General features: G+C 36.5%; 13 protein-coding genes. 6 read left to right on the forward strand and 7 right to left on the reverse strand.

Annotated elements, in window-relative coordinates:
* Positions 1-38: 38 nt before the first annotated feature.
* The 5 genes from QWY88_RS04405 (at position 39) to QWY88_RS04425 (ending at position 5,942) form a co-directional block, all read left to right on the forward strand.
* Entirely contained in the window at positions 39-1,277 is a 1,239-nt protein-coding gene (locus QWY88_RS04405) for a hypothetical protein (protein WP_304544509.1), read from the forward strand.
* A 225-nt stretch (positions 1,278-1,502) separates the two neighbouring features.
* Positions 1,503-2,366 (forward strand): DMT family transporter, encoded by an 864-nt coding sequence (locus QWY88_RS04410; RefSeq protein ID WP_304545302.1) that lies wholly within the window; start codon positions 1,503-1,505, stop codon positions 2,364-2,366.
* Between the two features lie 66 nt (positions 2,367-2,432).
* Positions 2,433-3,761 (forward strand): DUF4139 domain-containing protein, encoded by a 1,329-nt coding sequence (locus QWY88_RS04415; RefSeq protein WP_304544512.1) that lies wholly within the window; start codon positions 2,433-2,435, stop codon positions 3,759-3,761.
* Entirely contained in the window at positions 3,761-4,501 is a 741-nt protein-coding gene (locus QWY88_RS04420; RefSeq protein WP_304544514.1) for a 3'-5' exonuclease, read from the forward strand. Before QWY88_RS04415 ends, QWY88_RS04420 begins: the two co-directional genes overlap by 1 nt.
* A gap of 1 nt (position 4,502) precedes the next feature.
* Positions 4,503-5,942 carry a hypothetical protein gene (locus QWY88_RS04425; protein WP_304544516.1) on the forward strand — a complete coding sequence of 480 codons (1,440 nt, stop codon included), beginning with the start codon at positions 4,503-4,505 and terminating at the stop codon, positions 5,940-5,942.
* On the opposite strand, the gene QWY88_RS04430 is transcribed toward QWY88_RS04425, so the two are convergent.
* Both QWY88_RS04430 and QWY88_RS04435 read right to left on the reverse strand, forming a co-directional pair.
* A complete protein-coding gene (locus QWY88_RS04430; protein ID WP_304544518.1) occupies positions 5,937-7,223 on the reverse strand; it encodes a Na+/H+ antiporter NhaC family protein in 1,287 nt (428 codons plus the stop codon). The two genes, QWY88_RS04425 and QWY88_RS04430, sit on opposite strands and share 6 nt — an antisense overlap.
* 90 nt (positions 7,224-7,313) lie before the next feature.
* Positions 7,314-7,937 (reverse strand): acyl-CoA acyltransferase, encoded by a 624-nt coding sequence (locus QWY88_RS04435; RefSeq protein ID WP_304544520.1) that lies wholly within the window; start codon positions 7,935-7,937, stop codon positions 7,314-7,316.
* 51 nt (positions 7,938-7,988) lie between these two features.
* Here QWY88_RS04435 and QWY88_RS04440 point away from each other — a divergent pair, with 51 nt between their 5' ends.
* Entirely contained in the window at positions 7,989-8,672 is a 684-nt protein-coding gene (locus QWY88_RS04440) for a L,D-transpeptidase family protein (protein WP_304544521.1), read from the forward strand.
* Here QWY88_RS04440 and argS read toward each other — a convergent pair.
* The 5 genes from argS to fliR all read right to left on the reverse strand — a co-directional run bounded on the left by argS (position 8,669) and on the right by fliR (position 13,931).
* On the reverse strand, positions 8,669-10,264 hold the full coding sequence (argS, locus tag QWY88_RS04445; RefSeq protein ID WP_304544523.1) for an arginine--tRNA ligase: 1,596 nt from the start codon (positions 10,262-10,264) through the stop codon (positions 8,669-8,671). The genes QWY88_RS04440 and argS overlap by 4 nt on opposite strands.
* A 5-nt stretch (positions 10,265-10,269) precedes the next feature.
* The gene (locus tag QWY88_RS04450) at positions 10,270-10,509 is read right to left on the reverse strand and encodes a Sec-independent protein translocase subunit TatA/TatB (protein WP_304544525.1); all 240 of its coding nucleotides are present in this window, start codon (positions 10,507-10,509) and stop codon (positions 10,270-10,272) included.
* An 87-nt stretch (positions 10,510-10,596) separates the two neighbouring features.
* Positions 10,597-11,217, reverse strand: a complete 621-nt coding sequence (gmk, locus tag QWY88_RS04455; RefSeq protein WP_304544527.1) for a guanylate kinase — start codon at positions 11,215-11,217, stop codon at positions 10,597-10,599.
* Entirely contained in the window at positions 11,214-13,097 is a 1,884-nt protein-coding gene (locus QWY88_RS04460; RefSeq protein WP_304544529.1) for a DNA topoisomerase IV, read from the reverse strand. The genes gmk and QWY88_RS04460 overlap by 4 nt, the downstream gene beginning before the upstream one ends.
* A gap of 69 nt (positions 13,098-13,166) precedes the next feature.
* A complete protein-coding gene (fliR, locus tag QWY88_RS04465; RefSeq protein ID WP_304544531.1) occupies positions 13,167-13,931 on the reverse strand; it encodes a flagellar biosynthetic protein FliR in 765 nt (254 codons plus the stop codon).
* Position 13,932 lies beyond the last annotated feature (1 nt).

The raw sequence follows: 13,932 nt of genomic DNA on the forward strand, positions 1-13,932 counted from the left end.
TTAATATTAGACTTAAATTCATTATAGGAAACATAAATTTGGAAAATCATATTTATAGGGACGTACTTAATTTGGATGACTTTAATTTGCAAGAATTAGACTTTTCTAGTACAAATTATATTAGTTACAAAGAGAATGGCATTCAATTTAAAAATCAGGACTTTAGTAATACAACTTTGAGAATAGACAAAAATTTTATCGATGAATGTAAGGAAGAAATCAGACAAAGGAGATTTTTAACAGGTGTTGACTTCATAATTGATATAGAATTTAAGAACTGTCATTTTTCTAATATCATAATTAAAGAAGAAATTATTAATGCAAATCTTTTATTTGACTATGATGAACAAAACACAAATCAAGAAATCGAAAAATTTATTCTTTTTGGTTGTACACTGAATGGAAAATTTTATATAAATAAACAATATTCAGGCAATAATAAAACTTTAACAATTAAGAGTTTAAAAATAGAGAATACTGTCTTTAAAAGTAACTTTAAACTTCATAAGACTGTTCTAAAAGAATTTAATATTGAAGACACAGACTTTGAAAAACATGCTGATTTTTTTAAAAGTATATTTCATCAAGGTACTCTAAAAAAAGATGATATAGAAAAAATTAATGATAATGATATTGGTTTCAAAGCTATCAATTTTAAAGGGTTAGCACTTTTTGGAGACACAGAATTCCATAAAAAACTTATTTTTAAATATGTAACATTTGAAAGTTTCAGTCATTTTAGAAAAGCAAAACTTTTTAAAGGTTTAGATTTAGATTATTCAAATATTCAAAATGAAATGAACTTTTTTGATGTAACTGAACTAGATAATTCTGAAGCTAAAAACAATACATCACAAGAAACCTTCAGAATAATAAAACACAACTTTACTAAAATAGGGAATACTATTGAAGCGAATAAATATCATGCTTTAGAACTAAAAAAAAGAAGAAATCAATTAAAGATATTGTCAGCTGATTTTTTTAACTATTTGGTATTCTTTTTTCATTGGATTAGTTCTAACCATTCTCAGTATTGGGTCTTACCAGTCTTGTGGATATTAGCTATAGGTTATTTAACATACTTAAGTCTAGACAGTTTTGTTTGTGCCAGATATGGATGTAGTAATAACTTAATAGATATGTTTAAATATATATCCATCATTAATTATGATGATTGTATAAAGAAAAATCCTATAATATTCATTCTAAATAAAGTTTTATTGGGATATTTTTATTATCAATTCATTGTATCTATTCGTAAAGATACACGGAAATAATATACTAAAAATTAAATAACACATTTATCCAAAACTAAATTTTAGACAAATTTTTCATAAAAGAGTATCATTAAATATTCCATTAAAAAGGGTACTCTTATAAAAAATTTCCCTTACCAAAATGTTAGATTTCCGCATAGCTAAAACAGGTATAATTACCCAACTAAAACATATAAATACCGCTTTCATAATTTTAAGGAGCAACAAATCAAAACCTATTTTCTAATAACTTTATGTGTCCTATTTTGGTCTGTAAACTTTGTACTGGGGAGATTTGTCAAAGACGATGTAACACCTATGGAATTAGCTTTTTTCAGATGGTTTTTTGTTTTTTTGATGGTGTCTCCGATCTTAATCATCAGACACGAAAAAATCATCCATTCTCTAAAACAAAATTTTACAATTCTAACAGTGCTGGCAATCCTTGGGATCACAACGTTTAATACCTTGTTGTACTACGGACTTACATTCACAACTTCCACAAATGCTCTGATCATAAACTCGACGGTTCCGATCTTAGTACTTGTTCTCTCCTTCTTTATTTTAAAACAAAAGATAAAGTTCTACCAAACTACGGGGATCGTACTATCAACCCTCGGTGTAATATTTTTAATACTCAAAGCTGACATTGCAAATATTTTGACTCTCGAATTTAATGAAGGGGATATTCTCATTATCATCACTTCACTATCGTGGGCTTTGTACTCTGTTTTACTCAAGTACAAACCAAAAGATCTCAATGATTTTGAGTATTTCTCTACAACCGTGGCAATCGGTTTAATAGTCTTGCTGCCGTTTTATCTCTATCAGGGATACTCGCTTCAACAAGAACTCGAAGTGTTGCAAAACAACTACCCAGTTTTTTTGTATGTCTCCATTTTTGCATCGATCTCATCTTACTATTTATGGCATTACGGCATAGAGAAAATAGGTGCATCAAAAACGGCACAGTTTACCCACCTTATGCCGATCTTCGGAATTATTTTAGCTTCGATCTTTTTAAAAGAGAGTTTACACTCCTACCATCTTTTGGGCGCTAGTCTAATAGCCTTTGGGATCTACTTATCTTTATTTTACAAAAACACCTAGTAATACTTTTAGACAAATTTTTCATAAAAGAGTATCATTAAATATTTTATTTAAAAGGGTACTCTTATGAAAACTCTCACATCGCTTCTACTTTTTTCATCTTTTTGTTTTGGCGCCACACTCTCTAACGAGCCTACAAACTCTTCACTCGTTGTTTACAACTCCAACCGTGCGCTCGTCCATGAGCAAAGAGATCTCAAACTAAGTCGCAACGACACCTTTATTGTCTACGACAATGTTGCAAACAGCATCAATACCGATTCTGTAAACATAAAACTTCCAAAAGGGGTAACTCTTTACTCACAGCAGTACCGTTACGATCAACTTTCCCTTAGAAAAATGTTGGATGCCCACATAGCTAAAGAGATAACGTTCAAAACAGATAAAGATAAAACCAAAAAAGCAACACTCCTCTCTGTAGAAGGCTCACGCGCTTTAGTTAGGACAAAACAAAACCAGATCATCCCCATAAAAGTTGAAAATATCATCTTCAAAGATATCCCAAACACACTGATCACAAAACCCTCACTTGTCTGGAATGTGAAAAGCTCTAAAAACATAAACGCCCCGATGGAGCTTGAGTACCTCATCTCCAACATTTCACTCACTAGCAACTACATCCTCAACATTAACAAAGAGACGGGAGATTTAAGCGGCTGGCTGAGTGTCAACAACCGTTCGGGAAAAGCGTTTCACGACACTTCACTCTCGTTTATCGCGGGTGATGTAAACTTTGTAAACAAGCCTCAACCCGTACGCTACAAAACTTTGGCCGCAGCCGAGATGGACACAAGCGTACAACACCAGTCATTTGAGGGGTACCATCACTACAATGTCCCTTTTAAAGTAGATCTGGCCAACAATGAAAAAACGCAGATCAAGTTTTTATCACTTGAAAATGTGAAGTTTCACAAAGAGTATGTAGCCCAGCTCTTTAACCCGCTACACCTCAAAGGGGAAACAAAACATGACGTGATCCAGCATGTAGTTGTACAAGAGCTTGATCAGCCGCTTCCAAAAGGGGTTGTAAGAGTTTACTCAAAACTAGAGGGGCAGAGTATCCTTTTAGGTGAGAGTTCAATTGCACATACTCCTAAAAATACACAGATAGATCTCGCCATCGGCAAAGAGTTTGACATTAAAGTGCTCCAAACACTGATCGAGCGACAAGAGAGAACACATCATTTAAATGCAAAAGTACAATACGCCATCACCAACAGCTCGGACAACCAAAAAACCGTAATAATCCGTGTTCCTTTTAGTAAAGATAAAAGCGCAAAAGTTTTTTCAAGGGAAAAATACAGTTATACTAAGGGAAATTTTGTTACATTTACCCTTACGATTCAAGCAAATACAACAAAAACATTTACAGCAGAATTTGAAAGAAAGAGATAATGGCAAAATATATAATACTAGATACGGAAACAACAGGGACAGACGAACTCGATAGAATAATTCAGCTAGGATACTTAGTACTAGGCGGCAAAGAGATAGAGGTTTATAACGAGTTTTGTTCAAGCGATATAGAGATCAAATACCCTGCAATGGAGGTTCACGGCATCACTCCCGAGATGATCGCAGGTAAACCGAGATGTACGGAGATGGGCTCGTACCAAAAACTGCTAGAGCTCAATACTCCAGATAACTACATGATCATCCACAACGCCCCTTTTGACATTGGAATGCTTCAAAAAGAGGGTTTTAATCTACAGATGAAACTGATCGATACTCTTCGTGTGGCTAAACACGTCTTTGAGGATGAAGAGGCACACAGACTTCAGTACTTCCGCTATAAAATGGGACTTTACAAACAGGAAAAACAAGAAGCGGATGCTTTAGGAATCGAAGTAAAAGCGCACGATGCGATCGGAGATGTTTTGGTACTAAAACTCTTTTTAACTGAACTTAGAAAAGCTGTTCAAGCAAAATTTCCAAACGAAAATCCTGTTGAGAAGATGGTAGCGCTTACAAAAGAGCCTATACTTGTAAAAGTGTTCCGTTTTGGAAAATACAGAGGGAGAATGCTTCAAGAGGTAGCCGCTGAAGATCCGCAGTATCTTCGCTGGATGCTAAAAAGTATGGAAAATCTTGATGAGGATATGAGATACTCTATTAATTTTTATCTAGGAGATTAACATGGTACGGAACTTTTTTGTTGGTATTGTTTTATTTTTCGTTTTTTTAACCGGATGTAGTACTAAAGAGCAAAGAGCGATACAAGTCGATCAGCCGATAAAACAAGACCTTCAAACAACAAAAGAGTTCAAAAAACCCTCTCTGCACGTAATCGCACCAAAAGGTGCAACAATCAAAATTCTCAATATTAAACCCAAATATTATGACGGCATCGAGCTTGATGCCGGAGACTATCTTGTAGAGGTAAGTAAAAAAGGGTATCAAAAAGTCACTAAGTGGCTTAAAATCGATAAGGCTACTACCTATAAAGTTGAGTTGCAAAAGAATCTCAACGTCTCTACATTTAACTGGAAGTATGACAACCAGCAGTTCTACACACTCTACGATAAAAAAACAGATCTTATCTGGGCATTCCCTACCCCATATGTTGACTATGTAGAGAAGTACCAGCCTAAAGAGTATCTTCCAAAAACCATCGGTGTTACATCGAAATGGCCCAAAATCAACAGGGCAAAATTCAACACACTGATCTATAGCGGTAACTTCAGAGAAAAAGGAGATTCTTATCTCTTTAGTAAAAACAACTCTATGGTTTTGTATCTCCAGTCAAAACGCGATTCACAAAAACAGGGTTACGATTCACTCTCACGCTTAACGCTTAACGGTCTTAATAACAGTTGGTCTATTCCTACACTGCAAGATCTACAGAGAAACAATCCGTTTAAAAAGTATCAGCAGTATTATCAGGTTGTTTGGAATAAAGGGAACATTGTCAAGATGAACCTGCCGCTGCTTTACAGTTACAGAGCAAAAGACGGGTACCTAACAAACGGTGCACTCGGTTACAAAAAAAATAAAAACCTCTACAACGGAGCTCAAAGCAGTTACATAAAACAACTGCCACACGCACAAGGGATCTCCCTTATCACTCCTGTACGCAAGAAAAGCTCTGATGTAGATGCCATTGTCTACGATAGTACACTTTCAATCGATGAGAAGTTTATGCAGCTTTATGCGCTTCTAGGCTCAACAACGAAAACAGCCAAAGCACTCTTAGGAGATCCAAAGTTCAAAGATATTGTGTACAATAAAAAAACAGGGAAGCTTGAAGCTACACTCTACTCAACTACAAACAATTTTCATAAAAAGATCTCTCTAAAAACAAAACAAAAAAACTTTTTAGATCTAAAAGAAAAACTGTTAGAAGAGCGCCTTGTTCCGGTGATAAAACTGTCTGTAAAAAAGGGTCATTTACGCTATAAATCTTTTACACTGCAACCTAACCGCGTGCAAGAGATAGAGGCTTATAGAGAAGCTAAACGCTCAGAAAATATCAACTTCTACAGAGAGTACATAAAACGCTATCCAAAAGCTCCAGAAGCTAAAAAACTAAAAACGCTGATCGAGAAAGAGTATAAAAATAAATATACCTCTTTATAATGAGAAGAGTATAAAAAACACCAATGCGATCAAAGCACTTAACAGCGCATAGGGAAGTTGTGTATTGACGTGTTCAACAACATCACACCCGCTTGCAAGCGAGGAGATGATCGTAGTATCCGAAATGGGTGAACAGTGATCTCCAAAAACCCCGCCACTTATAACTGCACCTATAACCAAAGCCACGTCTCCGTCAAGTGCTACAGCCATAGGGACTGCGATCGGGATCATAATAGAAAACGTCCCCCAGCTTGTCCCAGTTGAGAAAGCGATAATCCCGCTGAGTACAAAGATCACAGCTGCGAGTAACGATATACTGATATTTTCACTTGCAAAAGAGGCAAGATAGATACCCGTTTTTAGATCACTTGTCACCTCGCCTATTCCAAATGCAAACAGAAGTACCATGGCAATCGGAAACAGTTTTTTCCCTCCAATATAAGAGGCTCTGAGATAGTGTTTAAAACTCATCTTTTGAAGTACGACATAAAGCAGCAACATAAACACCATAGTTGAGATGGTAGTATAAAAAATGGAACTAGAACCGCTCCCTTTTAAAATGTTGCCATCCCCCGTGAGATATAAAAAGCCAAATACCGAGAACACCAAGAACAAAATCGGCAAAAGCATATTCCACACACTTGCACCGCTTGTAGATATGTGTGCAGTGCTTGGTTTATATACTTGCGATGCTTCCATCCTTTTTGTATAAAGTCCAAACCAGATCACTACAAAAGTTACGATCAGTGCGCTGATAGAATAGAAGTTAAACACCACTGCATGGATCAAAAGTGAAACGCTGTCACCTGCGATGATGCCGCTTTCAACTTGTGTCATAATAAGCCCTAAAAGCAAAGCACCCCAGCCGTTAAAAAGTATAAGCGAGCTAATGGGTGCAGATGTTGAATCGCATACATATGCCAGCTTTGCACGGCTCACCTTTTCTCTGTCACACAAAGGTTTTCCTACCGCACCGGCTATAAGTGATGTTATAGAGGATTCTATAAAAATGACAACCCCTATAATATAACTTATCATCAAGGCCGATCGAGGGGAGTTTACTATGGAGCGTTTCTCCGTCATATACTTTACAAAAGAGGCAATTGCCCCTGAGCGCTCAAGTATCTCCATAATACTTCCCACAAGGATTGCAAACCCTAAAGTTTTAAGTATCCACCCTTTTGAGAGTAGAGTAATAAAAAGTGTCGCAACCCCACTAAAAGTTGTAACGATAGAGAAGTCGTTTATAATAAATACACCTAAGAAGATCGCACCAAACAAAGAGAGAAGAACATTCTTTGTGTAAAGTGCTAAAAAAATTGCTACAAGAGGGGGGATAATTGATAGGATTGAAGGTTCTATATAACTATCCTAAAACTCTATCTCAAAAAGCATGATCCCGTTACGACCGAATGTTTCTCTATAACTTTCACACTCTTTTTGCTCGATGAATTTAAATCCGAGTTTTTTGTAAAAAAGTTCAGTTTCAAGCGAACCGATCTCTATAATAGTCTGTGCTCTTCTATACCCTTTAAGGCGTGCAGTTAAAAGTGACTTTTGCATTAAAGACTTTAAAACCCCCACATCTACAAAACCGTCTAACTCTTCCATAAAGTCAAACATCAATGTACTTTTTCTTACATCGAAATGACAATCGTAAAAAGCTTCTAAAATAGTATTTGCATCTTCGCAACATCCTATCTCTTGTAAAGCTTTTATAAATGTATCTTTATTAGATATTCTGGGTTCATAACTACAGAGTGTCCCTACGCTTTTCCCATCTATTTGAGCTATTAGGAAATTTTTATAATGGCAATGACTTTTCGACTCCGTTTGTGTAAGTTGTTCCAGTTTACCCAGTATTTCATCTGCAGGTTTCATCTCAAACAAGAAGTCAAAAAGACCCGTCTTTTTACCTGCACGAGAACTTTTCAATATCATTTGAGCAAGGAACTTTACATCATCAACTGTAGCTTGTTTTATCTGTATACCCATCATATTTTCCAATTTTATTTAAATCAAAACTTTCTAATAGTACCATACTTTATGATAAAAGTTTTCTTAATTGTTATAAGTTTCTGTTCACTACTGTTTTCCTCATCCCAAATACTCCTTGTAGTTGCCGATGATTTCAATGCTTCAAAGGCGCAGCTTAGGGCTTATGAAGATGATAAACTGGTCTTTAAAAACATAGATGTTAACCTTGGAAAGAATGGTTTGGGTTGGGGACTGGGAATTATCACAATTCCCCATAAAAGTGATGAACCGATAAAAATAGAGGGTGATAAGAAAGCCCCGGCAGGTATTTTTAAACTCGGTTCTGCATTTGGCTACGAGAAAAACCTTTCTCTAAATCTTCCGTATCTTTATGCGGATGAAAACCTAATTTGTGTCGATGATAGCGATTCAAACTATTACAATAGATTTTTAAACTTCAAAGATGGGGTCAAAAGTTTTGAGTATATGAAGCGTAAAGACAATCAATACAAATACGGGATAGTTGTCCTTCATAACAACGAGCAGCTAAAAAAAAGAGGTTCTTGTATATTTATCCATATAGAAAAAGCAAAAGATGCACCAACGGTTGGATGTACATCAATGAATGAAAATAAGCTGTTAAAAGTTATGAAGTGGTTAGATAAGGATAAAAATCCGATACTTATACAAGTACCGAAAGTTTATCTAGAAGAGGTTTATAAACTCTATCCTGAGCTAAAAGAGGATTATTAATCCTCCTCTTTGCTCATTTTGTCTTTTGCTTCGATTCCCATTAGTCCTAGACCAGTTTTGATACTAAGAGCTACTACTGAGAGAAGTTTAAGAAGTTTTGCTTCATCTTCAGTTCCAATGATGCGAACATCATAGTAGAACTTGTGAAGTGATGCTGCAAGTGCTTTTAAATAATCCGGCAGTTTTTGTATCTGACGAGAATTAAAGGCATCTTCGATCACCTCAGGTAAAAGCAGTGCATCAAAAAGAAGTGTATCTGCATTTTCACCTAAATTTTTCAGACTTGCATTCGCAATATCTTCAGCTGAAACTTCCGCTTTTTCTAATAGCGTTTTGATTCTGGCATGAGCATATTGGATATAAAAGATAGGGTTTGAACTATCTTGCTTTTTGAATTCGCTTAAGTCAAATTCTAAAGCCGTATCACTTTTCTTGCTTGCGAAGATAAATCTCAGTGCATCGGCACCAATCTCTTCAACGATATCGCTCATAAGTATTACGTTACCTGCACGTTTACTCATCTTGTACGGCTCACCGTCTTTAAGTAGACTTACCATTTGAGAAAGTAATACTTCAAGTTTTTCACTATCGTATCCAAGATATTCAATTGCAGATTTTACACGTGCAATATATCCGTGGTGATCAGCTCCCCAGATATTGATATAGTGCTCATATCCACGCTCAAATTTTTGGTTGTGGTACACAATATCTCCGGCAAGATAAGTTGGGCGTCCGTCTTCACGAACTACAACTCTATCTTTCTCATCACCTTTAGCTTCTGATGCGATCCATGTTTTACCATCTTTTTCGTAAACACCTTCGCCCATCTTAGCCATTACTCTGTCCCAGTCATCATAAAGTGTTGACTCGTATACAAAAGTATCGAATTTGATGTTAGTATCGCCAAGGTCTGCTACGATGATCTTCATAACTTCATCTTTAGCCCACATTGCAAGCTCTTTTTGACGTGATTCATCCGTAAAGATTTCACGACCAAACTTCGCTTCTGCACCGTTAGCTAAACCTTCTAAATACTCTCCGCGATAATACGCTTCAGGGTACTCGACATCTTCACCTAAAAGGTTTTCTCTAGCATAAAGCTGAATAGAAAGACCAAGTAAATCTATCTGATTTCCGGCATCGTTAACATAGTACTCGGCAGTAATGTCATAACCAAGGTGTTTTGCAAGACGGTACAAAGTATCGCCATATACGGCACCACGAGCATGACCAATGTGTAATGGACCCGTAGGATTAGCCGATACGAACTCTAAAAGTACCTTTTGGTTTTTCTCTTGAGTTGCAAATTCACTCGGATTTTCAAGTGCCCATGATGCATACTCAGCTAAAAAGTTTTCACTTAAACGGAAGTTTAAGTACCCTTTTACAGATTCTACTGCACTAAACTCATCATGCTCTTCAAATGAAGTTGCCAGATCTTCTGCGATCATCATTGGAGATTTTCTAAGTTCTTTTGCTAATGAAAAAGCTATTGGAGTTGCAAAATGACCAAAAGAGCGGTCACGCGGTTTTTCTAAAACAACTTCACGACCAAGTTTGTCGCGAAGTATCTGTGATACACGTTGCTTCAAGGCTGTTACGCTTGTGTAGTATTTTTTGGAGCTTCTTCAGTTTTAGATGCTACTTCAGTAGTATCACCTTCAACTTTTTTAGGCTCGTTAGATGCTACTTCTTCGTTCACATCTTTCATCTCGTCTTTAAAGTTTTTAATACCTTTTCCTAAACCTTTAGCTAAATCAGGTATTTTTTTAGCTCCAAATAAAAGTACGATAATTCCAAATATCAGTAGTAACTCTGTTCCACTTGGCATACCCATAGTAATATCCTTTATAATTTTAAGTGCGTGATTATATCACTGTTTTTCTGTATCTTCTCTTATCAGTTCAAATTATATAATGAACTGTTAAATATCTTCCCATTTTTGGACAAATTCATTAATCTCTTCATTTGCCTCTTTAAATCTTGCAGTTTTTGCAATCAGTAACAGTTTTTCTGCCGCTACTTTGAGATCATCGTTAATAAGAAGATAATCGTACTCACTTACACGCTGAATCTCTTTTTTTGCCATCTTAATACGGCGTTCAATCACTTCCTCTTCGTCTGTTGAACGGTTACGAAGTCTTTTTTCAAGTTCACTCAAAGTCGGCGGTGTAATAAATACAGATGTCGTGATGTCACCTAGACGGTTATTTACCGCAGTATTTCCCTGTACATCTATATCGAAAATTACTAATTTTCCTTCTGAGAGTGCTTTTTTTACAGGTTTTAAAGAAGTTCCGTAGTAGTTTCCGTGTACTACTGCATACTCTAAAAAGTTATCCTCTTCGATATCTTTTTTGAACTCCTCTTCATCTACGAAATGGTAATGAACACCATCCTCTTCCCCTTCTCTCATTGGACGAGTAGTTGTTGAGATCGAAAAATAACAATTTCCCAACTCATCAAAGATCTCATTGATCAAAGAACTTTTTCCAGCACCGCTTGGTCCTGAAAGTACTAACACCGCACCGTTTATACTACTCATTTACCCTCACCTAATGTTATATTTATACTAATTTTCATCCCCTTCATAGAAGCAGCAACATCTTTGTCTGTCAAAGCTTTTAGAAGTGTTTTAAGTGCTTCAACTCCGTCGTTCTCATCTTCAGAAACTTCTTCTTCAGAACTCATCTCTTCAATTAGCTCTTCACCTAGATCCGCTTCCTCTGAACTCTCTTGCTGTAGTTCCTCTACAACTTCCTCTTCTTCAGGGATAATCTCTTCGATCTCTTCACCAAGTGCAAGTTTTAGATCCTGACTTGATAAAGTGTCAATATCTAGTTCTATTTCACTCTCTAGTTCTTCAGGAGTTAACTGGCTTACCGCATTTTCAATTTGTGCCGAGATATCTTCATCACTCTCTGAACTCTCTTCTAGCTCTTCGCCTAATTCAGATTCCTCATCTAGTTCTTCTTCAAAAGACTCATCTTCAAGATCATCAAATTCAGTGCCCTCTAGTGTAGTATCTTCTAACTCTTCAAAACTTTCTTCTACAGGCTCTTCTTCAGTAGACTCTGCCACTTCATTCACTAATGCATCAAGGTCAAAATCCTCTTCCGACTCTTCAGCTTCTTCAGCTTGAGCAGTAAGCTCCTCTTCCAGGCTTTCAAGTTCATCCGGAAGTTCAAGTTCTTCATCAAAATCAGATTCTGCAACCTCTTGCTCTTGAGGTTCCTCTTCTTCAAGAGCTTCTTCATCCTCTTCAATGCCCGATAACTCTGCTAAATCATCGATCATCTCATCCTCAAGCTCATCAAGTGTCTCCTCTTCGCTGAGTTCTTCTTCCTCTTGAGGTTGTTCTTCTTCTAGTTCATCAAACCCTTCTAAGTCATCAAGATCAAAATCTTCATCCTCTAACTCTTCCGAACTCTCTTCTAAAGACTCTTCTTCATTAGATTCTGCCACTTCATTCACTAATGCATCAAGGTCAAAATCCTCTTCTGAGTCTTCATCTTCTACTGCAGCAGGTGCTTCATCTAAACTTTCAAGCTCATCCGGAAGTTCAAGGTCATCATCCAGTGCAGACTCTGATTCTAAAGCTTCATCTAAGAGCTCTTCTTCAGGAAGTTCCAGCTCCCCTTCTACTGAAAAGTTATCGTCTAGTTCATCTAGTTCTGAATCTTCATCTAACTCAGATTCCTCTTCCCCGAATCCATCTACTAAATCATCAAGATCAAAGTCATCTTCTGAACTCTCTAGCTCATCTGCATCTTCCTCTGTAGTTGACAATTCGTCAAGATCTTCTAAATCTTCATCAAGCTCTAAAGAGTCATCTATCTCAAAGTCATCTTCCGCTTCATCCAATAAATCTTTTACTTTTTGCGCCTCTTCAGAATCTAAAACACTCTCACCGCTTAAAGTATCATCTTCGTGGATTAAAAGTTCATCTTCAAGGTCAGGGAGTTCTCCGTCAAGATCAGGAAGTTCATCGTCCAGGTCTAGTTCTTCATCCAATTCAAAATCACTATCGAGATTTACAGGATCAAGTGCGATTCCTTCATCGTTAATAAGATCATCATCTATCTCTTCAACATCTGCATTTGCGATCTCTTTGCCAAGTACTGCAAAAAGCTCCACTAAGTCTGTAGGTAAAAAAGGCTTTTTCAGTGTAGTAGTAAAACCATTTACGCTTTGAGCATCTCTTGATACTATATAAAGTGATTTAGAAAAGGTGGTTTTAGCATTTATCTCTTCTAAAAGCTCTTCAGTGTATTTTGTGTCGTCAACAACAAGTAAATCATAATCTTTCGATGGTTCAATCTCATCTAGGCTCCCTACAACATCAAGTTCATCGGATGTTTTTTGGGCACTTAATGTAACTAATTTAGTAACAACTGGATTATCATTTAAAAGTAAGATTTTCACTTGTTTTTCCTTCGACATTATTCTCTGATTATATCAACATCAATAATCACTGTATTGTATCAAAAAAAACTAAAAAAACATCTCTAAGGTATTAAAAGCCTCTTGCATCTGCCCTTTAACGATCAACATTGTTGCAGTGATCGTTGCTATAAGAACAACAAATGCAACCATGATCTTTATCGGGAAACCGATAACAAGTAAGTTGAACTGCGGCATCGTTTTCATAAGCATCCCAAAAATCACATCTGCCAACCATGATAAAGCGATGATCGGAAAAGCTATCATAAAGCCTACTAAAAACATATTTGAAGTGGCATGGAGTGTATAGTTAAAAAAGTCTTCACTCATTAAAAAGCCGCCTAAAGGGACACTTTGCAGCGAAGCATCTACAAACAGAAGTACCCAATGATGCAGATTTAAAGTAAAAAGTACCATTAAAGCGATCAGGGACAGAAACTGTGAGATGATAGGCATAGAAACACCCGTTTGCGGATCGATTGCACTCGCAAGTGAAAAACCCATCATATAGGATATCTGCCCACCCGCAAAGGTGATAACATGATATGCAAGTTGTAACACAACCCCTATCGCTAATCCAAAGATAAACTCACTCAGTATCGCTAATACTATGGTAGGAATATCAATAGAGATTTGCAACGGCGGCATAGAGGAATAAAATACTATCGTAAAGAAAAAAGCGATTGCGGCTTTGATAGTGATGGGAATATTTTGATGGGAAAAGATAGGTACAGCTAAAAACAGTGCTGCAAAACGGAAAAACAGGAGTAAAAATCCAACTACGTTATGATCGTTAAATATTACTGCCCACTGCATA

Origin of the sequence: Sulfurimonas sp. hsl 1-7 (genome assembly GCF_030577135.1) — a bacterium.
GTDB lineage: Bacteria > Campylobacterota > Campylobacteria > Campylobacterales > Sulfurimonadaceae > Sulfurimonas > Sulfurimonas microaerophilus.